The 22371-nt window shown below is 55.2% G+C and carries 22 protein-coding genes; 11 read left to right on the forward strand and 11 right to left on the reverse strand.

From position 1 onward, the window contains the following. The first annotated feature begins 17 nt into the window (after positions 1–17). Genes mnmE through MED193_RS13395 form a run of 5 tightly spaced genes read left to right on the forward strand, consistent with a single transcriptional unit; the run spans position 18 to position 5530 of the window. Positions 18–1304 carry a tRNA uridine-5-carboxymethylaminomethyl(34) synthesis GTPase MnmE gene (gene mnmE / locus MED193_RS13375; RefSeq protein WP_009810269.1) on the forward strand — a complete coding sequence of 429 codons (1287 nt, stop codon included), beginning with the start codon at positions 18–20 and terminating at the stop codon, positions 1302–1304. Between the two features lie 12 nt (positions 1305–1316). Beyond that, entirely contained in the window at positions 1317–3191 is a 1875-nt protein-coding gene (gene mnmG, locus MED193_RS13380; protein WP_039966885.1) for a tRNA uridine-5-carboxymethylaminomethyl(34) synthesis enzyme MnmG, read from the forward strand. Then, positions 3188–3808: a 16S rRNA (guanine(527)-N(7))-methyltransferase RsmG gene (gene rsmG / locus MED193_RS13385; protein WP_009810271.1), complete on the forward strand. Its 621-nt coding sequence runs from the start codon at positions 3188–3190 to the stop codon at positions 3806–3808. The genes mnmG and rsmG overlap by 4 nt, the downstream gene beginning before the upstream one ends. Then, positions 3801–4610, forward strand: coding sequence for a ParA family protein (locus MED193_RS13390; protein WP_009810272.1), 810 nt, complete (start codon positions 3801–3803; stop codon positions 4608–4610). The genes rsmG and MED193_RS13390 overlap by 8 nt, the downstream gene beginning before the upstream one ends. Before the next feature lie 14 nt (positions 4611–4624). Further along, the gene (locus MED193_RS13395; protein WP_009810273.1) at positions 4625–5530 is read left to right on the forward strand and encodes a ParB/RepB/Spo0J family partition protein; all 906 of its coding nucleotides are present in this window, start codon (positions 4625–4627) and stop codon (positions 5528–5530) included. Here MED193_RS13395 and MED193_RS13400 read toward each other — a convergent pair whose 3' ends face one another. Genes MED193_RS13400 through rph form a run of 4 tightly spaced genes read right to left on the reverse strand, consistent with a single transcriptional unit; the run spans position 5531 to position 8380 of the window. Then, positions 5531–5884 (reverse strand): YbaN family protein, encoded by a 354-nt coding sequence (locus MED193_RS13400; RefSeq protein ID WP_009810274.1) that lies wholly within the window; start codon positions 5882–5884, stop codon positions 5531–5533. A gap of 24 nt (positions 5885–5908) precedes the next feature. Continuing rightward, entirely contained in the window at positions 5909–7063 is a 1155-nt protein-coding gene (hemW, locus tag MED193_RS13405) for a radical SAM family heme chaperone HemW (protein WP_039966190.1), read from the reverse strand. Next, positions 7056–7670 carry an RdgB/HAM1 family non-canonical purine NTP pyrophosphatase gene (gene rdgB, locus MED193_RS13410; RefSeq protein ID WP_009810276.1) on the reverse strand — a complete coding sequence of 205 codons (615 nt, stop codon included), beginning with the start codon at positions 7668–7670 and terminating at the stop codon, positions 7056–7058. Before rdgB ends, hemW begins: the two co-directional genes overlap by 8 nt. Further along, complete coding sequence (rph, locus tag MED193_RS13415; protein ID WP_009810277.1) at positions 7667–8380, reverse strand: ribonuclease PH; 714 nt, start codon at positions 8378–8380, stop codon at positions 7667–7669. Before rph ends, rdgB begins: the two co-directional genes overlap by 4 nt. Before the next feature lie 142 nt (positions 8381–8522). On the opposite strand from rph, the gene hrcA reads away from it, so the two are divergent. Together hrcA and MED193_RS13425 are read left to right on the forward strand one after the other, a co-directional pair. Further along, a complete protein-coding gene (gene hrcA, locus MED193_RS13420) occupies positions 8523–9590 on the forward strand; it encodes a heat-inducible transcriptional repressor HrcA (protein WP_009810278.1) in 1068 nt (355 codons plus the stop codon). Positions 9591–9602: 12 nt separating this feature from the next. Further along, entirely contained in the window at positions 9603–10163 is a 561-nt protein-coding gene (locus tag MED193_RS13425) for a nucleotide exchange factor GrpE (RefSeq protein WP_009810279.1), read from the forward strand. Between the two features lie 99 nt (positions 10164–10262). Here MED193_RS13425 and mutS read toward each other — a convergent pair whose 3' ends face one another. Next, on the reverse strand, positions 10263–12881 hold the full coding sequence (gene mutS, locus MED193_RS13430) for a DNA mismatch repair protein MutS (RefSeq protein WP_009810280.1): 2619 nt from the start codon (positions 12879–12881) through the stop codon (positions 10263–10265). A 177-nt stretch (positions 12882–13058) separates the two neighbouring features. Here mutS and MED193_RS13435 point away from each other — a divergent pair, with 177 nt between their 5' ends. Both MED193_RS13435 and MED193_RS13440 read left to right on the forward strand, forming a co-directional pair. Then, on the forward strand, positions 13059–15314 hold the full coding sequence (locus MED193_RS13435) for an NADP-dependent malic enzyme (protein WP_009810281.1): 2256 nt from the start codon (positions 13059–13061) through the stop codon (positions 15312–15314). A 5-nt stretch (positions 15315–15319) separates the two neighbouring features. Beyond that, positions 15320–16192: a ribokinase gene (locus tag MED193_RS13440; protein ID WP_009810282.1), complete on the forward strand. Its 873-nt coding sequence runs from the start codon at positions 15320–15322 to the stop codon at positions 16190–16192. Positions 16193–16298: 106 nt separating this feature from the next. Here MED193_RS13440 and msrA read toward each other — a convergent pair whose 3' ends face one another. Further along, a complete protein-coding gene (gene msrA, locus MED193_RS13445; protein ID WP_009810283.1) occupies positions 16299–16964 on the reverse strand; it encodes a peptide-methionine (S)-S-oxide reductase MsrA in 666 nt (221 codons plus the stop codon). A gap of 159 nt (positions 16965–17123) precedes the next feature. On the opposite strand from msrA, the gene MED193_RS13450 reads away from it, so the two are divergent. Beyond that, entirely contained in the window at positions 17124–18032 is a 909-nt protein-coding gene (locus tag MED193_RS13450; protein WP_039966886.1) for a D-amino acid aminotransferase, read from the forward strand. Then, a complete protein-coding gene (locus MED193_RS13455) occupies positions 18032–18745 on the forward strand; it encodes a hypothetical protein (protein ID WP_009810285.1) in 714 nt (237 codons plus the stop codon). The genes MED193_RS13450 and MED193_RS13455 overlap by 1 nt, the downstream gene beginning before the upstream one ends. A 37-nt stretch (positions 18746–18782) precedes the next feature. On the opposite strand, the gene MED193_RS13460 is transcribed toward MED193_RS13455, so the two are convergent. The 5 genes from MED193_RS13460 to MED193_RS13480 all read right to left on the reverse strand — a co-directional run bounded on the left by MED193_RS13460 (position 18783) and on the right by MED193_RS13480 (position 22217). Then, positions 18783–19154: a hypothetical protein gene (locus tag MED193_RS13460; protein ID WP_009810286.1), complete on the reverse strand. Its 372-nt coding sequence runs from the start codon at positions 19152–19154 to the stop codon at positions 18783–18785. Between the two features lie 76 nt (positions 19155–19230). Then, the gene (locus MED193_RS13465; RefSeq protein ID WP_009810287.1) at positions 19231–19515 is read right to left on the reverse strand and encodes an SCP2 sterol-binding domain-containing protein; all 285 of its coding nucleotides are present in this window, start codon (positions 19513–19515) and stop codon (positions 19231–19233) included. 119 nt (positions 19516–19634) lie between these two features. Then, on the reverse strand, positions 19635–20087 hold the full coding sequence (locus tag MED193_RS13470; RefSeq protein ID WP_009810288.1) for a DUF1810 domain-containing protein: 453 nt from the start codon (positions 20085–20087) through the stop codon (positions 19635–19637). A gap of 49 nt (positions 20088–20136) precedes the next feature. Beyond that, positions 20137–21174, reverse strand: a complete 1038-nt coding sequence (locus MED193_RS13475; protein WP_009810289.1) for a M48 family metallopeptidase — start codon at positions 21172–21174, stop codon at positions 20137–20139. Further along, positions 21171–22217, reverse strand: coding sequence for a YjgN family protein (locus tag MED193_RS13480; RefSeq protein WP_009810290.1), 1047 nt, complete (start codon positions 22215–22217; stop codon positions 21171–21173). Before MED193_RS13480 ends, MED193_RS13475 begins: the two co-directional genes overlap by 4 nt. Positions 22218–22371: the final 154 nt, after the last annotated feature.

A 22371-nucleotide genomic window follows, 5' to 3' on the forward strand; every position in this document is an offset into this window, starting at 1 on the left:
AATAGAGGAAGGCCAAGATGGATACGATCTTTGCACTGGCCTCCGCACAGGGGAAGGCTGGGGTGTCAGTCATTCGCATTTCTGGCCCTAATGCACTTGGTGTAGCGAATCAGATTTGTGATCGTCCCCTCCCTGCCAAGGGGCGGGGGCTGCGTCGCCTTATTGATTTTGATGGCAGCCAACTGGATGAAGCTCTGGTTCTTAGTTTTGCCGCGCCGGCGAGTTTTACCGGCGAAAATATTGTCGAATTCCAAGTCCATGGCAGTACAGCTGTAGTTTCAGCAGTTCTGGATCGATTGACTAGAACCCCTGATCTGCGTTTGGCAGAGCCCGGAGAATTCACCCGGCGGGCATTGGAAAACGGTAAGCTTGACCTGGCCCAGGTTGAAGCTCTGGCTGATCTGATTGATGCGGAAACTGAAGCTCAACGTAAGCAAGCTCAGGTGGTTCTGTCTGGTGGTCTGGGGCAGTTGGCCGAAAGATGGCGGGTGGATCTCATACGAGCGGCCTCTTTGATTGAGGTGACTATAGATTTTGCTGATGAAGACGTCCCTGTTGATGTTACTCCTGAGGTGACAACCCTTCTGAACTCTGTGGCACAGGATTTGGAAGCAGAGACAAAGGGCGTCAAAATTGCTGAGCGCATTCGCGACGGTTTTGAAGTTGCGATCATTGGTGCGCCGAATGTGGGAAAATCCACTCTTCTAAATATGCTTGCAGGCCGTGAGGCGGCCATCACGTCAGAATATGCCGGCACGACACGTGATGTGATTGAGGTCCGGATGGATTTGGCTGGTTTGCCTGTCACCCTCTTGGATACCGCCGGCCTACGGGATACCGATGATCATGTTGAGGGTATCGGTATTGAGCTGGCGCGCAAGCGCGCAGAACAAGCAGATCTGCGGGTTTTCTTAGTTGAGCCAGACGAAGCAATTGATTTGGAGATGAGACCTGGAGACATTCGTTTGCGCCCAAAAGCAGACATGCGAGAGATCTCCGACGGATCCATTTCAGGGAAAACAGGGCAGGGGGTTGACCGCCTGGTGACCCATATTTCCGATACGCTGAAGGATCGGTCCACACAGGTGGGTGTAGCGACGCGGGCCCGTCATCGGGATATGATGCTGGCTGCTTTGAATAGCCTGAGTGAAGCACAGTTGGTCTTGCAACGGGGTGCGGAGTTCTATGAAATAGCGGCTGAAGACATTCGGTCAGCAGTTCGTTCTCTGGAAATGTTGGTTGGGCGCGTAGGTGTTGAAAATCTCTTGGATGAGATCTTCTCCAGTTTCTGTCTTGGAAAATAGGGAGTGTTTCACGTGAAACATTCAGACTTTGACGTTGTTGTTATCGGTGGTGGCCACGCTGGTACCGAGGCAGCCCATGCGGCAGCACGTATGGGGGTCAGGACCGCTCTTATCACTTTGACACGCGAGGGTATTGGCGTGATGTCCTGTAACCCGGCAATCGGTGGCTTGGGAAAAGGACACCTGGTCCGCGAAATCGACGCAATGGACGGCGTGATGGGCAAGGTTGCCGATCTGGCGGGTATTCAGTTTCGCCTCCTGAACCGACGAAAGGGCCCAGCTGTGCAGGGGCCCCGTGCCCAATCAGATCGCGGAATCTACCGCCGTGAGATGTTGAAACGGACTGACGTGCAGGAAAATCTGGAGATCATCGAAGGAGAAGCGACCGACTTCTTGATGCAGGGCACCGCAGTTCAGGGTGTTGTTCTCGCTGATGGAAGTGAGATCCGAAGCAGGTTCGTAATCCTGACCACGGGTACCTTCTTGCGTGGGGTCATCCATATTGGTGATGTGTCCAAACCAGGCGGGCGGATGGGCGATCGTCCCTCAGTGAAACTGGCGGAGCGGTTGGATAGCTTCAAACTCCCTATGGGACGGCTAAAAACAGGTACCCCGCCGCGTTTGGATGGTCGAACGATCAATTGGGATATCTTGGAGGGACAGCCTGGGGATGAGGATCCAACGTTCTTTTCCTTTATGACCAAGGAGTTGTCCGCGAAACAAGTCGTTTGTGGTATAACCCATACAAATGAAAAAACTCATGAGATTATACGGGATAACCTGTCCCGTTCCGCGATGTATGGTGGGCATATTGATGGCGTCGGTCCCAGGTATTGTCCGTCAATCGAGGACAAAATTGTCAGATTTGCAGATAAGACCTCTCACCAGATCTTTTTGGAACCGGAAGGTGCCACAGATCATACGGTCTATCCAAACGGTATTTCCACCAGCCTTCCGGTGGATGTACAGGCGGACTACGTGCGGTCAATTGTGGGTTTGGAAAAAGCAGAGATTTTGCAACCGGGCTATGCGATTGAATATGACTATATCGACCCTCGTGCGCTCTCCTTGGACCTGTCGTTGAAAGATGTTCCTGGCCTCTATTTGGCCGGTCAGATCAATGGAACAACGGGATATGAGGAAGCTGCTGCCCAGGGATTGGTGGCCGGTCTAAGTGCAGCGGCTAAGTGCCGAGAGCAAGAACCAGTGATGTTTGGCCGGTCAAACAGCTATATCGGTGTAATGATCGACGACTTGACAACGCATGGCGTGACTGAGCCCTATCGTATGTTTACATCCCGTGCGGAGTTCCGGCTATCTCTCCGGGCAGACAATGCGGATCAGCGGCTCACGCCCCTGGCCATCGAGGCTGGTTGCATTTCGGAAGAGCGAAAAACCGCCTTTACCGCTAAGATGGAGCATTTGGCGGACATTCGGGCCAAGATGGAGGATGGCGTCTTTACGCCAAAGCAGATCTCTGAGGCGGGAATATATGTTAACCAGGATGGGAACAAACGGACGGGGTTTGAGGTATTGGCCTTTCCTGATGTGTGTTTCGAGGATCTTGTTCCCTTACTTCCTGAATGCGCCCATGCCAGCTCTGACATCCGACGGCAATTGGAACGGGATGCACTTTATGTTCACTACATAGCACGGCAGGAAAAAGAGATAGCAGCGGTTAAGCGGGATGAAGGCTATGTTATCCCACCAGAGTTCGATTACGGATCGATTGATGGGCTATCTGCGGAGTTGCAGCAAAAACTATCCACTACGCGGCCTGAAACCCTGGCGAAAGCGAGCCGGATTAACGGAATGACACCGGCTGGATTGGCTTTGGTTCTGGCCAGGTTAAGGAAGAACTCCCGTTCACAGGAGAAAGCGGGATGAGCGATAGAGCACTCCTTGAACAGCTGAATGTTTCACGTGAAACAATAGAACGGTTGGAGAAGTTTGAAGAGGTTCTCCTGAAGTGGAACCCCCGTATTAATCTGGTTTCCAAAAACAGCCTACAAGACCTCTGGAACAGGCATATCGTTGATTCGGTTCAGGTCTTTACCTGTGTCGAAGATCTCGGCGTGTCTTGGGTGGATATTGGCAGTGGTGGGGGATTTCCCGGTATCGTCGTGGCGATCATGGCAGCAGAACATGCCCCCAAGACTAAGGTCACTCTAATCGAGAGTGATCAGCGCAAATCGGCTTTCCTGAGGACCGCAGCCCGCGAATGTGGTGTGCCGGTTACTGTTTTGAATCAGCGGATCGAAGAGGCTGACCCGCAGAATGCAGATGTTCTTTCGGCGCGTGCTGTCGCAGATCTGGACGCGTTGCTATATTTTTCAGAAAGACATCTTGCCAAGAATGGCTTGGGTGTGTTTCCGAAAGGAGCAAGCTGGAAAAAAGAGGTGGATAAAGCTGCAGAGAGATGGCGATTCGAAGTTGAACCGATTACAAGTTTGACTGAGACTGAAGCAGTTGTTCTTAAGATCAAAGGGGTTGCTCGTGCCTGACTTATCTCGCCCAGATGGGCCACGAATTATCGCGGTTGCAAATCAAAAGGGTGGGGTTGGCAAGACAACGACTGCAATTAACCTTGCAGCAGCTTTGGTAGAGACGGGTTTGCGCGTTCTGGTAGTGGATCTGGATCCACAGGGCAACGCTTCCACTGGTTTGGGCATAGATAGCACTGACAGAGATGCCACTACATATGATCTACTTGTTGACGATGCACCACTAAATGAAGTGATTCGCACTACTGATATCGAGGATCTATGCATTATTCCTGCGACTGTGGATCTGAGCTCAGCTGATATTGAGCTTTTTGCCAATGAAAAACGTAGCTTCTTGCTGCACGACGCCCTGCGGCAGACGGCGATGGACGAATACGATTGGGATTATGTGTTAATCGATTGTCCACCTTCTCTTAACCTTTTAACCGTGAATGCCATGGTGGCCTCTCATTCTGTGCTGATCCCTTTGCAAAGTGAATTCTTTGCCTTGGAAGGAGTCTCACAATTATTGCTTACCATTCGTGAGGTACGCCAATCGGCCAACCCTGGTTTGCGGATTGAGGGGATCGTTCTCACTATGTTTGACCGTCGTAATAACCTGTCGCAGCAAGTTGAGCAGGACGCACGGGACAATCTGGGAGAGTTGGTGTTCAAGACTAAGATCCCCCGCAATGTCCGGGTCAGCGAAGCACCGTCCTATGCCTTGCCGGTGCTGAACTATGATGGCAATTCATTGGGCGCGCGAGCTTACCGGGCTTTGGCGGAAGAGTTGATATCAAACAACCAAACAATCGCGGCGTGAGAGCGGAGTACAAAATGTCAGAAAAAGCGAAGAACAAGCCTCGCGGATTGGGTCGTGGATTGTCTGCCTTGATGGCAGACGTGAACCCAGAGCCAGTGAGCACCAGTACAGAAGTACAGACTCCGCGTAATGCAGAGGTTCTGGTCCCGATTGAGAAGGTTGTGGCCAATCCGGATCAGCCACGTCGGCAGTTCCTACAAGAAGATCTGGACGATCTGACGGCTTCGATCAAGGAAAAGGGGGTTCTGCAGCCCCTGATCGTTCGGCCCCGCGATGGCGATATGTATGAAATCGTTGCGGGCGAACGCCGCTGGCGTGCCGCCCAGGCCGCGCAGCTGCATGAGGTTCCTGTGCTTATCCGGGACTATTCGGATGTTGAGATGATGGAAGTGGCCATCATTGAAAACATCCAGCGATCGGATCTGAACGCGATGGAAGAGGCTCAAAGCTATAAGCAGCTGATGGAGCGCTTTGGTCATACCCAGGAAAAGATGGCGGAGGCCCTAGGAAAGAGCCGTAGTCACATCGCCAATCTTGTGCGTTTGCTACATCTCCCAGAGGACGTGAGGGCATTGGTCAATGACCGCAAGCTTTCAGCAGGACATGCGCGTGCGCTGATCACTTCTGACAATGCTTCAGAACTGGCACAGAAGATTGTCAAAGGTGGGTTGTCTGTTCGCGCGACTGAAGCTCTGGTCAAAAAGGACGCCGCGGGTCTCCAGGCCCCCGCGGCCGCGCGCAGATCTCCTCGACCGACGGACAAGGACGCGGATACCAAAGCGTTAGAGGGCGATCTTTCCGCGATACTGCGGATGAAAGTTTCGATAGATCATAAAACTGGCGGTGAGAGCGGCTCTGTCACGATCAGTTATGAGACTTTGGATCAGCTCGATGAGCTGTGCAATATTCTCAGCAAGTGATCAGGCTCCAGGGCGCGTCCAGATAAAGGTCAAGACAGCTGTTAGAACAACGATCTGAATCAGGATGACGTGGGAGGGGGCTCCCAAGATAAATGAGAGCAAAAGAACGGCGGCGATCGAAAGGGTCGCCGCCTTTTTTGCGGCTGGTCGAATGGCACCGCGTTCGTTCCAGTCCAGAATCATGGGGCCAAATGTACGATGGCTGATCAGCCAAGAATGCAGGCGTTCGGAGGAATTGGCAAAGAAGAAGGCGGCAAGAAGCAAGAAGGGGACGGTTGGCAGAAGCGGAAGAACGATCCCAATGACACCCAGGCCTAGCGATAGCAGTCCAAGCGCAGCATAGAGAAATCGCATTTATCTAATCCAACTTCCAATGGGTCAATCAACCAAAAGCTCGCGTAGTACTGCGTTCAGGACAGCACGACCTTGATCTGTCGCGCGGATCACCTGATCCGATGTAGTCACCATGCCAAGATTAACAAGGTCTGCGATCCGGTCCTGGGGGAGTTCTTGTCCCGATAGTGCGGCATAGCGGGTGATATCCATTCCCTCGGCCAGGCGCATAGACATCATCATATACTCTATTGCCGTGTCTTCACGGGGCAGGGCTTGGCATAGGCTTTCACCGGAGCCCTCTGAGACGGCTTTGAGCCAGGCACCAGGTGCGCGATGAGTCTCGGTGGCATAGCGTTGGCCATTCAGTGTCACACGGCCATGGGCGCCGGGTCCGATGCCGACATAATCTCCATAGCGCCAGTAGATTTGGTTGTGGCGGGATTCCTCTCCAGGGCGGGCATGGTTGGAGATTTCATAGGCAGGCATGCCATGGGCCGCACAGATCTCTTGGGTGGCTTGATACATATCAGCGGCGCTGTCATCCGTGGGAAGATCACGCAGTTTGCCACGGGCATAGCGATCGCCAAAGGCAGTGCCTTCTTCGATGGTCAGCTGATAGAGCGACAGATGATCAATCGCCATTGTCAGCGCCTCAGTGAGTTCGCTTTTCCAATGGGCCAGATCCTGACCTTGGCGGGCATAGATCAGATCAAAGCTGACCCGGTCAAAACAATTGCGGGCAATGTCGAAGGCCGCGCGGGCCTCCGCGACGGAATGAATACGGCCCAAGCGACGCAGATCTACGTCGTTCAGCGCCTGGATGCCCATGGAGATCCGATTGACGCCGGCATCACGGTAGCCTGCAAAACGGCCAGCTTCGACCGATCCGGGGTTTGCCTCAAGGGTGATTTCGATGTCATTGGCAAAGGGCCAGATTTCACGTGCGCCTTCGATCACGGCTGCGACGGTTTCTGGCATCATCAGTGACGGTGTGCCGCCGCCAAAGAAAACCGAGTTCAAAACCCGGCCTTCCATTCCCTGTGAGACTCTCTTGAGTTCACTCAAGTAGGCTCTGACCCAGGCCTTTTGGTCTATTTTTGCGGTGACGTGACTGTTGAAGTCGCAATAGGGGCATTTGGCCTGACAGAAGGGCCAGTGAACGTATAGGCCAAAGCCCCCATGACGCCAATCATCCACTGAAGCAGCCTTTGACAAAGGCGCTGACCGCACGGCCACGGTGGCTGATGCGGTTCTTCTCGGCCTTGTCCATCTGGGCACAGGTCACGTCATAGCCTTCGGGCATGAACATCGGGTCATAGCCAAAGCCGCCTTCGCCACGAATGGGCCAGACCAGGTCGCCGGCCATGACGCCTTCAAAAACCTCGTCATGCCCATCCGGCCAGGCCAAAACCAGGGTGCAGCGAAACTGTGCGGAGCGCGGGGCATCGGGGCCTTTTGCGGAGATTTCATCATTGGCACGGGTCATCGCCATCATGAAGTCTCGGCCATTTCCAGTCTCGGCCCAGTCGGCTGTATAGACACCGGGCGCACCATCCAGAGCATCGATGGTGATGCCGCTGTCGTCAGACAGGGCAGGGAGGCCTGTGGCTTTCGCGGCGGCATGGGCCTTGATCCGGGCATTGCCAACAAATGTGTCTTCGGTTTCTTCCGGTTCCGGCAGATCCATTTCTGCCGCACCCACAACCTTGACCCCAAAGGGTGCGAGGATTTCGGTAATCTCTTGCAGCTTTCCTGCGTTATGAGTGGCGACCAGGATCTGGTCGCCTTCAAATTTGCGGGTCATGCGCAGGCTGCCTTTTGCAGTGCGGCCAATTCCTGGGTGCCTTTTTCGGCGAGATCCATCAACTGGTTCATCTGATCGCGCGAGAAGACCGAGCCCTCAGCTGACATCTGCACTTCGATCAACTTTCCAGAGCCGGTCATTACGAAGTTGCCGTCAACGCCAGCCTCTGAGTCTTCGGGATAGTCCAGATCCAGAACAGGCTGGCCGGCGTAGATGCCGCAGGAGATGGCAGAGACCGGATCCATCAGCGGGTCGATTTTGACCTCACCGGCTTTCATCAGCTTGTTCACAGCCAAACGCAGGGCCACCCAGCCACCGGTGATTGCGGCACAGCGGGTGCCGCCATCCGCTTGCAACACGTCACAGTCGATGGTGATCTGACGCTCACCCAGGGCGACGCGGTCAACGCCGGCGCGCAGGGCACGGCCAATCAACCGCTGGATTTCAACGGTGCGGCCTCCCTGTTTGCCAGCTGCTGCTTCGCGACGCATCCGGGTATTGGTGGCACGGGGCAGCATTCCGTATTCTGCGGTGACCCAGCCGAGGCCGGAACCCTTGATAAAGGAGGGCACCCGAGGTTCCAGGCTGGCGGTGCACAGGACATGGGTTTCGCCCATTTTGATCAGGCAAGACCCTTCGGCATGTTTGGTGAAACCTGTCTCAATGGAGACAGAGCGCATTTCGTTTAGTTCTCTATTGGAGGGGCGCATGGGCTATCCTTTTTTTGCTGCTCTTCCGATAGCCGCCGGGAGTGCGGGGATGCAAGCATGATTGACCTTTTCCCTATTCGCTCTTTAATGCAAATTGGTACGCGGGGTGACCTCAATCCAGAAAATGACTGTAAAATCGTAGATGACCGACGCCAAAGAAATACTCAGTGACATGAACGACCGCTCCCGCGAAGTGTTTCGGACGGTTGTAGAAAGCTATCTTGCAAGCGGCGAACCAGTGGGAAGCCGGACGCTGACACGGTCTTTGAATGAAAAGGTCAGTGCGGCGACAGTGCGCAATGTGATGCAGGATCTGGAGTATCTGGGTCTGCTGGACAGCCCTCATGTGAGCGCTGGACGTATACCAACGCAACAGGGCCTGCGAATGTTTGTCGATGGGCTACTGGAAGTCGAAGATCTGCAAGCGCGGGATCGGGAAAAGATCGACGCTACATTGGGCAAAACCGCAGGCGATGTTGGTGGCATGTTGGACCGGGTAGGCTCGGCTCTGTCGGGGGTTACTCAGGGGGCCTCCTTGGTGCTGACACCGAAACAGGAAAGCGAAATTCGCCATATAGAATTTGTCTCGCTGGCGCAGGATCGGGCGCTGGTGGTTCTGGTGTTTTCCGACGGTCATGTGGAAAATCGTCTGTTTACCCCACCGCCGGGGCAAACACCCAGCTCGATGCGCGAGGCAGCAAATTTTCTGAATGCATTGATCGAGGGTCGTACGCTGAGCGGTGTACGGCGTGACATGCAAAAGGAGATTGATGCCCGCCGACAAGAGATAGACGTTCTTGCACAGGACATGATCGAAAGCGGGCTGGCGGCCTGGGAGGAAGACGATAGCGAAAAGGCGCGGCTGATTGTGCGCGGCCGGGCAAATCTCTTAGGGGAAGGTGGCGGCGTACCCGAGGAGCTGGACCTCATCCGTAGCCTGTTTGATGACCTGGAGCGCAAGCAGGATATCGCAGAATTCCTGGAACTGACCGAAGACGGTGAGGGTGTTCGCATTTTTATCGGTTCAGAGAACAAACTTTTCTCACTTTCGGGTTCCTCTTTGGTGGTCTCTCCCTATATGAACTCGGATCGAAAGATCATTGGCGCGGTTGGGGTGATTGGCCCGACTCGCCTGAATTACGGACGAATAGTGCCGATTGTGGATTACACGGCGCAACTGGTTGGGAAGTTGCTTTCTGACCGGAGCTAGAGGTTGAGAAAAATGGCAGAGCCCAGAAACGACGATTTTTTGGACGACATCGAAAATGTCGAGGCGGAAGAGCTGGCAGCGGAAATGGCTGAAATGGACGATGCTGCGATTGAGCTGGACGAGCTGCGGGCGGAGCGGGATGAATACAAAGACCGCTTTATGCGCGCCCTGGCCGATGCTGAGAATTCTCGCAAACGTGGCGATAAAGCGCGTCGCGAAGCCGAGCAATATGGCGGTTCAAAGCTGTCGCGCGATATTCTGCCGGTCTTTGACAATCTGAAACGCGCGGTTGAATCGGCTACCGAAGAGCAGAAGGAAGTTTCTGCCGCTCTGATCGAGGGTGTCGAACTGACCATGCGTGCGCTGCTGGGTGTGTTTGAAAAACACGGCGTGCGCATTGTGTCACCACAGGTTGGCGATCGCTTTGATCCGCAGGTGCACGAAGCCATGTTTGAGGCGCCAGTACCCGGAACCAAGGCTGGTGATATCATTCAGGTCTCGGCTGAGGGCTTTATGCTGCATGACCGGTTGCTGCGCCCGGCGCAGGTTGGCGTGTCCTCGACCCCTGCCTAGGATAGAACATGGGTAGAACGGGCCGATGGGCCCGTTGCCTGCGGCGCGAATATTTTTGGAAAAGTGAAAGAGCGGCGCGCGAATAGCAGCCGCTCTCTTCTATTTTCCGGCCTCTTTCAGGCGGTAGAGTGCCTCAAGCGCTTCACGTGGCGACAGCTCATCCGGGTGCAGATCCTTTAGCAGCTCATCCACTGGGGAAGGCGCGGTCTGGACCTTGGGCTGTGGCGGCGGGGCTGCGGCAAAGAGGGGGAGATCGTCGATTTGGATCTTGGCTCCTGAGCCTTCGCGGCTGCCCTGTTCCAGCAGGTCCAGCACGTCGCGGGCCCGGGCAACGACAGAAGCGGGCAGGCCTGCCAGCTGCGCCACCTGCACCCCGTATGAGCGATCTGCTGCGCCCTTTTTCACCTCATGCAAAAAGATCACCTCGCCCTCCCATTCCTTGACCGAAACGGTTGCATTGTCGACGCCGGTGAGCTTGTTCGAGAGTTGGGTCAACTCGTGGTAATGGGTGGCGAAAAGCGCGCGGGACTGGTTGACCTCGTGTAGGTGTTCCAGGGTGGCCCAGGCGATGGAAAGCCCGTCATAGGTAGCGGTGCCGCGGCCGATTTCGTCCAGAATGACCAGGGCGCGATCATCTGCTTGATTGAGAATAGCGGCGGTTTCCACCATTTCGACCATGAATGTTGATCGCCCACGGGCCAGGTCATCCGAGGCGCCAACCCGGCTGAACAGCTGGCTGACCAATCCAATATGAGCGGATTCAGCCGGTACATAGCTGCCCATCTGCGCCAAGAGGGCAATCAGTGCATTTTGCCGCAGGAATGTCGATTTACCTGCCATATTGGGACCAGTCAAAAGCCAGATGGCGGCACCGCTGCTGGTGGAGAGGTCACAATCATTGGCGACAAATCTCTCGCCGCCTTGTTGTCGCAGCGCCCGTTCTACAACCGGGTGCCGCCCGCCAGTGATGGCAAAGGCGCGCGAGGCATCCACAAGGGGACGGGTCCAGTTTTCACCACGCGCCAGATCGGCCAGAGCGGTCAGTAGATCCATCTCTGCCAGACCTCGGGCTGCGGCGTTCAGTCGTGCGGCCTGGTCCAGGATAGCCCCAGAAAGCTCTGAATAGAGCCGCTTTTCGATTTCCAGAGCGCGGTTTCCGGAATTCAGAATACGGGTTTCGATCTCGCTGAGTTCGACCGTGGTGAAACGCACCTGATTTGCGGTGGTTTGGCGGTGGATGTATTTTTCAGACAGCGGCGGCGACAGCATTTTATCGGCATGGGTGGCGGTCGTCTCGATGAAATATCCCAGCACATTGTTGTGTTTAATTTTCAACGAGGTGATGCCGGTATGGGCGGAATAGTCCTGTTGCATGCCCGCAATAACGGATCGGCCTTCGTCGCGCAGGGTGCGGGCCTCGTCGAGCTCCTCGTCATAACCAGCGGCGATAAAGCCGCCGTCACGGGCCAAAAGCGGTGGCTCGGCCACGAGAGCCGCATCCAACAGATCCAGAAGCGCGTCAAAACCGGTAAGGTCAGCAGTCGCTGCGGTAACCAGAGGCGGTAGATCTTCGCTGGCGTTTCTACTGGCGATGGCGTCAGCCTGGGCCAGCCCGTTGCGGATGGCGGCAAGATCCCGTGGACCGCCTCGATCCAGTGCCAGACGGGACAGCGCCCGGTCCAGATCCGGGGTTTTGCGCAGGGCGTCGCGCAGTTCTTCACAAAGCTGATCGCGTTCGACCACAAAATCCAGGGCCGCCAGCCGGGCATTGATCACATCGAGATTGCGCGAAGGGCTGGACAGACGCTGCTCCAGCAAGCGGGCACCGCCGGGAGTGACAGTGCGATCTATCACCGAGAGCAGTGAGCCGGCTCGCGCACCAGAGAGTGAGCGGGTGAGCTCCAGACTGGCGCGGGTAGAGGCGTCGATTTGAACCACGCGGTCTTCCGCTTCCTGGACCGGTTTTTGCAGAAGAGGTAGTTTTCCTTTTTGGGTGATCTCGAGATAGTCGATCAAAGCACCCATGGCCGAGACTTCGGCCCGGCTGAAGCTGCCAAAGCCATCCAGAGCGTTGACACCAAACAGGGAACAGATGCGTTTTTCGGCTGCGGTGCTGTCAAAACTTGCCTTGCCCAGAGGCGTCAGCGGAATTTTGTACTCTTGGGCCAAAGAAGAGGTGGATTCAAAAATCGGGCCATCCGCAACGATCAGCTCTGAAGGCGCGAGTCGGGCCAGCTCGGGTGACAGGCGCACCTGGCTGATGGGCATCACATGAAAGGCACCGGTTGAGATATCGGCCCAGGCCAGGGCGGAATCATCGCGCAATTGGGAATAAGAGACGAGGAAATTATGGCGTCGGGCCTCGAGCAGGGAATCTTCGGTTAGGGTGCCCGGGGTGACCAGTCGCACCACGTCGCGTTTGACCACCGATTTACCACCACGTTTCTTGGCCTCCGCCGGGGTTTCCAGCTGTTCTCCCACAGCAACGCGAAAGCCCTTGCGGATCAGGGTCAGCAGATAGCCCTCGGCAGCATGAAAGGGCACGCCACACATGGGAATGTCCTGATCATTATGTTTGCCACGCTTGGTCAGGGCGATGTCCAGTGCCTCGGCGGCGTTGATGGCATCGTCAAAGAACATTTCGTAGAAATCGCCCATTCGGTAGAACAGTAGCGCATCCGGGTATTGTGCCTTGATGTCGAGGTATTGCGCCATCATGGGCGTGACTGTGGCCAAGGGAGATCTCCGCGATTTCGGTATTTTGGTTGTCGGACCATACAAATCGCCGGCCTGCGGCGAAAGGTGAAAACGTATAGTCGTTGTGGCAACTGATCGGCTGGGCTATGAAGTTCCAGCCCGCCTAGAAACGCCCCATAGAAAAGAACGACAGATACGATGCCCAAAGCGAAGATTACCGACGAAGAAGCCCTCGCCTTTCACCTGGACCCGACGCCGGGGAAATGGGAGATCAACGCCACTGTCCCGATGACGACGCAGCGTGATCTGTCCTTGGCTTATTCGCCTGGTGTTGCAGTGCCCTGCGAGGCGATCGCGGCCAATCCAGAGACTGCCTATGACTATACCAACAAGGGCAACCTTGTCGCGGTGATCTCCAACGGCACCGCGGTTCTGGGTCTGGGTAATCTGGGTGCTCTGGGCTCCAAGCCGGTGATGGAGGGCAAGTCGGTTCTCTTTAAACGCTTTGCTGATGTGAACTCGATCGATATCGAGCTGGATACCGAAGATCCGGACAAATTCATCGAGGCGGTGCGTCTGATGGGGCCAACCTTTGGCGGCATCAATCTCGAAGACATCAAGGCGCCTGAATGTTTCATCATTGAGCAGAAGCTCAAGGAAGAAATGGATATCCCGGTTTTCCATGATGACCAGCACGGCACCGCGGTGATCTGTGCAGCTGGGTTGATTAATGCGCTGCATATCTCGGGCAAAAAGATCGAAGATGTGCGGATCGTGCTGAATGGGGCAGGGGCGGCGGGCATCGCCTGTATCGAACTGCTGAAACGCATGGGCGCGCGGCATGAGAATTGCATCGTCTGTGACACCAAGGGGGTGATCTATCAGGGTCGCACCGAAGGCATGAACCAGTGGAAATCGGCCCATGCCGTCACCACCGAACTGCGCACTCTGGAAGAGGCCATGGATGGTGCTGATGTTTTCCTGGGTGTGTCTGTGAAGGGTGCGGTGACCCAGGACATGGTTGCCAAGATGGCAGACAATCCGGTGATCTTTGCCATGGCAAACCCTGATCCCGAGATTACCCCGGAAGAGGCACACGAGGTCCGCGTTGATGCCATCGTTGCCACAGGTCGCTCCGACTATCCAAACCAGGTCAATAACGTGCTTGGTTTCCCTTATCTCTTCCGCGGTGCTCTGGATATTCATGCCCGTGCTATCAATGACGAGATGAAAATCGCTTGCGCCCACGCCTTGGCAGCTTTGGCGCGCGAAGACGTGCCAGATGAGGTGGCCCTAGCCTACGGTAAGTCGCTTACCTTTGGCCGCGATTACATCATCCCGACACCTTTTGACCCGCGCCTTATTCACCGTATCCCTCCTGCCGTTGCTAAGGCCGGCATGGATACCGGTGCCGCGCGTCGTCCGATTATTGATATGGAGGCCTATGAAATTGGCCTCAAAGGTCGAATGGATCCGACGGCTTCAATTCTGCGCGGACTGAATGCGCGGGCGCGCTCAGCTCAAAGTCGCATGATCTTTGCCGAGGGCGATGATCCACGGGTGCTGCGTGCCGCCGTCAACTATCAGCGTTCTGGCTTTGGCAAGGCGCTGGTGGTGGGCCGGGCCGAAGACGTCAAACAGAAATTGGAAGCTGCGGGGCTAAGCGATGCAGTGCGCGAGCTGGAGATCGTCAATGCGGCCAATACAACGCATTTTGATGTCTATAAGGACTTCCTGTTCAAGCGTCTGCAGCGCAAAGGTTTCGACCGTAAGGATGTGCATCGTCTGGTTGGCCGGGATCGCCATGTCTTTTCGGCGCTGATGCTGGCCCATGGCCATGGCGATGGTTTGGTGACTGGCGCGACCCGCAAATCGGCGCATGTTCTCGATCAGATCAACCACGTGTTTGATGCGGATAACAGCCACGGTGCTGCCGGGGTGACGGCTTTGCTACACAAGGGGCGCATCGTATTGATTGGCGATACTTTGGTGCACGAATGGCCAGATGAAAATGACCTTGCCAATATTGCTGAACGTGCCGCCGGCGTTGCCCGCCATATGGGGCTTGACCCGCGCGTGGCCTTTGTCAGCTTTTCGACTTTTGGCTATCCTGTTTCGGAACGTGCGGAGAAAATGCACCTTGCCCCGGCCGTCCTGGACAAACGTGGCGTGGATTTTGAATATGAAGGCGAAATGACCGTGGATGTGGCGCTTAATGCTGCTGCGCAAGAGGCCTACCCCTTCCAGCGCCTGACCGGCCCTGCCAATATCCTGATTGTCCCCGCCCGTCACTCGGCGTCGATCTCGGTGAAGCTGATGCAGGAAATGGGCGGGGCTACAGTTGTTGGCCCAATCCTGTCTGGCATCGATAAACCGATCCAGATCTGTTCCACCACCTCCACCGCCAATGACGTTCTGAATATGGCGGTTCTGGCAGCCTGCAATATCGGGTAAACAACATGGCGATTTGGAATCTGGGCTCCATCAATGCCGATATGGTTTACACCATGTCCCATCTGCCAGTCGCCGGTGAAACCCTGGCGGCAAATGGATTGGACCAGTTCCTGGGCGGCAAGGGGGCCAATATGTCGGTCGCCGCCGCCCGCGCGGGTTCTGTGGTGCATCACATTGGTGCCATTGGCCCCGAAGGGGATTGGGCGGTTGAGCGGCTGATGGAATATGGAGTGGATACACGCCACATCGCCACACTGGATCTGCCCACTGGCCATGCCATCATTGCGGTGGACCAGGCAGGCGAGAATCAGATTATCCTGTTTCCCGGCGCCAATCGGTCGATCCCAGCAGATCAGGTTGGTCAGGCTCTCAGCATGGCACATGCCGGCGATATTGTGGTGCTCCAAAACGAGACCAATATGCAGGTCGAGACCGCAAAAATGGCCCAGGCCCTGGGGCTTAAGGTGGCCTATGCCGCTGCTCCCTTTGAGGCAGAGGCCGTGCGTCTCATTTTGCCCTACCTCGATCTACTGTTTTTGAATGAAGTCGAGGCCAAACAACTGCAGCAGGCAACAGGCAAATCCGCGGATGCTCTTGGTGTAGCGGATGTGATTGTAACCCTGGGCGCCAAAGGTGCTCGCCACTATACAAGCACATCTGATGAGGCCTCAGAGGTTGCAGCGCTTCCTGTCACTCCCATTGATACAACGGGGGCAGGGGACACCTTTACCGGCTATGTTCTGTCTGGTTTGGACCGCGGACTTCCCATGCCACAGGCTATGGGCCTGGCCGCGCGGGCGGCCGCCTTGATGGTGACACGTCATGGCACCGCTGATGTCATCCCTGATCTAAAAGAAGTCCAAAACGCCCATTTTTAACTCGGCTCGTTCTGGCGCGGCTTTGTTCCAGTTTTATTTGGCCTGAAATATCCCAGGGGTGAATTGCGCCTCGCGCAAGAGGGGGCTGGCCCCCTTTCGCATCTTACTAGTGCTTACTGGCAAAGGGAGCCGCTGCGCCCCAAAGCTCGGCCACACGCGCATCCCGGCCACAGGCCTGGCGATACCGTTTGTAGGCCGCAGCCTGACGTTTGGGGCCAAACCGGGTAAAAATCAGTTTGCTGCCTTTGTAGTAGTCCTGATGGTAGTCTTCAGCGCGATAAAAGGTCTTGGCTGGAAGGATTGGCGTGACCACCTGTTGGGTCAAATCGGCCTGCGCTTGGGCCAGAACCTGCTCTGCCAGAGCCTTTTCCTGTGTGTTAGAGACAAAAATCGCCGTGCTATAGACTTCACCACGGTCGCAGAACTGTCCCCCTGCATCAGTGGGATCAACGGACCTGATAAAGAGTTCCAGCAGGTGCTGCCGACTGACCTGCGTGGGATCAAAGATGATCTGCACGGCTTCCAGATGACCAGTGCTGCCCTTACCAACTTCGCCATATGTCGGGTTCTTGGTTGTGCCACCAGTGTATCCAGAGATGGCTTCGATCACGCCGGGCACTGATTCAAAATCGCTTTCCACACACCAAAAGCAACCGCCTGCGACAGTGAGCGTCTCTTGCGTCTGGGCCTTTGCTTCCTCGCCACGTAGCACCAGGGCAAGCAACATAAAGACAGTGAGCGCGACGGGTTTCAGGGTTTTGAAAATCTGCATGTTGACCTCCGTTTTTCTCACCCTGCAGAGGCTTTGGGTCTCGCTCAACCCAGTGACATCAAATGTCACGCGGAGGTGAGCGCAAGTTACCGCTTGGAAATTGGATCCAATCCTTCTAGCGTGCCTCAAAAGATACCCTTCATGTCAGAAAGCCTAAGCATGTCCGAAAAAATGAGCACCCATCAGGCCACAGAGGATCAGCGCAACGAAGAGATCCTGATCTACCTCAATGGCAAGATTGTTCCTAAGGTAGAGGCCACCGTGAGTGTCTATGACAGCGGATTTATGCTGGGGGACGGGGTCTGGGAAGGGTTGCGACTTTATAATGGCACCTGGGCCTTTGCGGATGAACATCTGGACCGGTTGTTCGAGGCCGCAAAGGCAATTGATCTGGATATTGGTATGGATCGAGCAGGGGTAAAAACTGCCTTGTTAGAGACACAAAAAGCCAATGAAATGACCTCTGACGCCCATGCGCGGCTTATGATCACCCGGGGGGTCAAGACACGCCCCTTTCAGCATCCTTCGTTGTCGCAGCAGGGGCCAACCATGGTGATCATCATGGAACATTCCAAGCCGAACCTGCCTCGCCCTATCCGGCTGGCGACGGTGCCGCATCTGCGGGGCTTGCCGATGACCCAGGACCCCAAGCTTAATTCTCATTCCAAATTGAACTGCATCCTAGCCTGTATCGCCGCTGAGAAAGCTGGTGCTGATGAGGGGCTCATGTTGGATGTAAATGGCTTTGTGAACACCACCAATGCCTGCAACTTTTTCATCGTGCGTAAAGGCGCGGTTTGGACCTCGACAGGGGATTACTGCATGAATGGGATTACTCGGCAAAAAGTCATCGACCTGTGCCGCGCCAATGACATTCCTGTCTACGAGCGCAACTATTCCCTCGTCGATACCTATGGGGCCGATGAGGCGTTTTTAACCGGAACCTTTGGCGCTCAGACCCCGGTTGGCGATATTGACGGGCGGCAGATTGGCAGCGGTAAAATGGGGCCAGTAACCGAGCGAATTCGGGGACTGTACAAGGCCCTGATCGAAGCGGAGTGTGCCTGATGCGGATTGCGATGTGGTCCGGTCCGCGCAATCTGTCGACGGCGATGATGTATGCCTTTGGCAATCGCAGTGACTGTACCGTGGTGGATGAGCCCTTTTACGCGGCCTATCTAGCGCTCACTGGTCTGCAGCACCCGATGCGTGCAGAGATTTTGGAGAGCCAATCCCAGGAAGCGGCAGAGGTTTGTCAGACCCTATTGGGTCCGGTTCCCGGCGCAAAGCCACACTTCTACCAAAAGCATATGACGCAGCATATGATTGAGGGGGTGCCACGGGAGTGGATGCGTGAGGTGACAAATGTATTCCTAATCCGCCACCCAGCGCGGGTCATTGCCTCCTATGCAGCAAAGCGTGAAAACCCAACGCTAGATGATATCGGTTTTCGTCAACAGGCAGAGCTGTTTGATCTTTGCCGGAGCTGGGGCCAGAAACCAGTTGTCGTCGACAGCCATGATATTCGTGAGAACCCAGAAGCCAAGCTGGACCAGCTGTGTGCGGCGATCGGCCTGCCATCCTCGTCAAGAATGCTGACTTGGCCGAGGGGCGGCCATGCGAGCGATGGCATCTGGGCACCTGTTTGGTATGGGGCTGTGAGGCGTTCGACGGGATTTTCCGGAGCAGAAGGGTCTTTGCCGGAGGTACCAGATGATCTGCGCTCAGTATTGGACGCGGCCATGCCCTATTATGAGGCAATGAAAGCACTCAAGATTTAGGGGAATAGGGCTCTGGAAAAATCAGAGCCCTAGTTTGTTAGCTCTTGGGAGGCTTGCAGCTGAACCAAACCTGGGTGGCCGGACGTTTGCTACCGTCTGCCAGTGTCGCAGAAATGGATTGAGCCGGTCTCTTTGTATAGGCTTTGGTTGTTCCGGTATGCGGAGCACAGTAGCGCGCGACACGCTGCGAAACGGCGTTTTGGGAGACCTCATCCGGGAAGAAGATGATCTCCATATTATTGTAATATCCAAATGATTCTATTGGGAAAACCAAATGCAGGCCGCGCTGGTCAGCGGGATTAGGAAATACGTGCTGAATAAGAGCCTGACGCCGGTCAGCGGCTTGCTGCGGGTCTACGGAACAAGCTGCCAAAGATGCAACCGCAAGGCCAAGAAGGAGATGTTTCATCAATGTCCTCATATTTTTGTGCGAATATGAAAACGGATGCCTGAATCAATGAAAAAGATCAACCAAGGGGTGTGGACTAGCCGATCAGCTTTCCCAACTTCATTGCAGTGGCCATGTCACCTGAGATTTTGAGCTTTCCCATCATGACTCCGGTCATTGGGTTCAGTTTACCTGTGAGCAGCTTCACCAGATTTTCCTGGGTCAGGCTTATGGTGCAATCGGTGTCGCGATTATCTGTCGACGCAGTCCCGTCTGCCAAAATTATGACGCCATCTGAGCCACAATCGAACTTCAAGGATCCATCAAAGGTCTTGTCCTGGAGACCGTCGGATATGCCTTGTGCGATGTCTTCTAGCGCCATTTGGATGCCCCTCAGAAACTTTCTCTATCTGCCTAGAGGTAGGAAAGCCATTTGAAACAGGCAAGCCTGACGAGGCGGAAACCACGAGAAAAGCCCTGAAATAGAGCCTAAACGATCAGCTAGGCGATGGCTTCCAGTGTTACATCGCAAGGGGTGGCAGCAAAGAAGGTGGCGAGGAGCTCTGCAAAGACATCAGGTGCGCCAGGAACAGCAGCAAAGAGGGTCATGCTGGAGCGCAGTTTCTTGGCATCTGTTGCACCCAGGATTTCAGCGGGGTCTTGCCCTTGATGGGTGAGCATCAGCGAAGAGACCTCAACGAGGCGGGCGCGCAGCACCTCATGGCCCAGATAGGCGCTGGCTTCTGAGAGATCTTCGATGCCGTAGAGCTGCGCCATATGGGATTGGCCGAGTTCTGCCAGTTGTGGAAAGACAAACCACATCCAATGGCCGGTCTTTTTGCCCGCTTTCAACTCTGCCAGGACATCTGCCCAGACGGTGTCCTGAGCTTCGACAAACATCTCCAGCTCTTCCGCAAAGTCATCCTCAAAGAGGTCATCCTCTTGATCGTTCATGTTAAACTCCGTCTGCGCTGGTCTTTTGCCGACCCTAGCCCAAGCAGAGTTACTGCGCCAGTCGCTGATTGAATTCCTCAATGTTTCTAATGCGGTCACGGCTGAGCGGATGGCTGGAACGCCAATCGCTGTTGCCGTCATAGGATTTGATCGCCTCGAAAAAGCGTTGCAGGCCTGTGTTGGAAAAACCGGCCTGGTCAATCAGATGCAGCGCATAGCTATCCGCATCCAGCTCATGTCGACGAGAAAAGGAAAGGTTGATCACAGTCTGACCTTCCAGCGCGATACTGTCCAGGATCGGCCCCACATCGCCGGCAACCAGTGCGATCAGTAGGTAGATGGACAGGGAGTGATAAAGCTGTTTGAGACTGTGGTTCTCAGCGACATGGCCTATTTCATGGGCCAGAACACCTGCGATCAGATCGGGGTCATCGCCAAATTGCGTGACCAGTTCGTCGGTCAAGATGAGGGTGCCCCCGGGCAGGGCCATGGCGTTTGGACCTGCGCCTGGGACACTGCGGAATTTGAGAACAATGTCACGACCTGGCAGATCCACATGGGGCAAGAGCTGTTGCATCAGCTTTTGCTGGTTTGCGCGTTGGTCCAGTGACAACTTGCTGTCCTTGGCCATGATCAGATCAAGTGAGGCCAGGGTAGAGGCATCGATCTGGCGGGTCATGCTGTCAGGGGTCATCCAGACCGCCAGGGCCACCAGTACGGGCAGGCCCCATTTCCAGACCATAAAGATGGCGCCAATGGCGCCGGCTATCACCAGGCCAAGACGCGGGCTGAAAATCTCGAAATGACGCAGTAGGCGACTGCTCAGCGGCTCTTGCAGGATGATGGAGACCTGCGGATCTTCGGTTTGAAACATCCATTGGTCTGGGAAATGAACATTGCGCGGGCCGGTGCCGACCGGGGCATCAAACCGGACGTCATTGCGAGGCACCCGGGACAGAAGCTTGTTGGTGTCCGGATCTATCAGGTAGATCGTGTCTGGTGTGGCTGTGAGTTCGGCGGTGACAAAGATAGAGGAGCCGGGCGCAAAGGCCCGACCCCTGATTTTTGAATCTTGTGGGTGGGTCAAATTGAGAGACCCAGATCGATCCCTTCGATATCCGAATAGGCATCCCCGACCGCATTGGTGTCGCTGATGATCTCACCGGTGAATTCTTCCAGGGTGCCATTGGGCAGCAGGGCTGTTTTCTGTGCCACATAGCGATGCATACGCACCTGTGCCCAGGGTAACATCAGACCAAGCGTACAGATCACCACCAGAGCATTCGAAAGGGCCAGCCAGAGCATTGGTCCGACAGAGATGGTGGAGCGGAACCCGTGTTGATTGGGGCCCAGGGTGGTTGCGGCATAGACAATGTTACGCAGCAGGGTCGTGTAGATCACGCCGCCAAGCACAAACATCACCAAGAGAAAGACATAGCCGATAGTCATGGCGGTGATCATTTTGCGTTGGGCATCCAGGCCAGTATTGCCTTGCAGGTCCATTATGCTGGGGATGACATAGAAACCATAGCCAACAAAGCCGAGGACACCAAAGACAGCTGCGAGCAGGAAAACCTTATAGAATGGGCCAATAGTGCTATCGAAGTGAAAGCGGGCCTTGCCCAGGCTGTGGCCGTTGACACCAAAACGCTGGACTGCGCGTTCCCAAAAGGGGAAGGCGGTGTAAAGGCTGAGCGCGACAAGGATCGGAATGCCCATGTAGACCCGGTAGGCATCCCCGGTTTCACCATCAAAATTGAACCGCACATTGCCCCAGCTGCTGTTGCGCGCGTTGAACTTGGCGCTGCGCACAATCAGTATCGGCATGCAGACAAAGATGGCCAAAATGATGACCACTGCGAGCGGAGGAGAGAAGGCTGCTGCCAGGCCATAGGCAAACAGCGCAGCAATCACGATCAACCGGCCAATCAGGATTTGCTTACCGGTGGCGTGATATTCAAAGTTGCGCCCGGCAACCCAGGTGTTCTGATAAAAGTACTTCTTGCTGCGCACCTTGGCCCAGGCGGAATAGATCCCCAGGGTGAGGACCGACAACAACAAATTGACGATCCAAATACCGAACCATTCCCGCGCGGTACCACGGAATTCAAAATCTTCCTGAGCCGACATTATAATACTCCCTAAAACCAATGCCAAAGATGAATATTCTTAGGGTTGAAGTATTAAAAGGAATAACAAGTCCTGGATCGGTCGCAATCGGCGGTTGTTGCAAAAAGGGGCCACACCCCTCGGTGCGGCCCCTTCCAAATAACAGTGTCTAAAG

The sequence above is a fragment of the Roseobacter sp. MED193 genome, assembly GCF_000152965.1.
GTDB lineage: Bacteria > Pseudomonadota > Alphaproteobacteria > Rhodobacterales > Rhodobacteraceae > Pseudophaeobacter.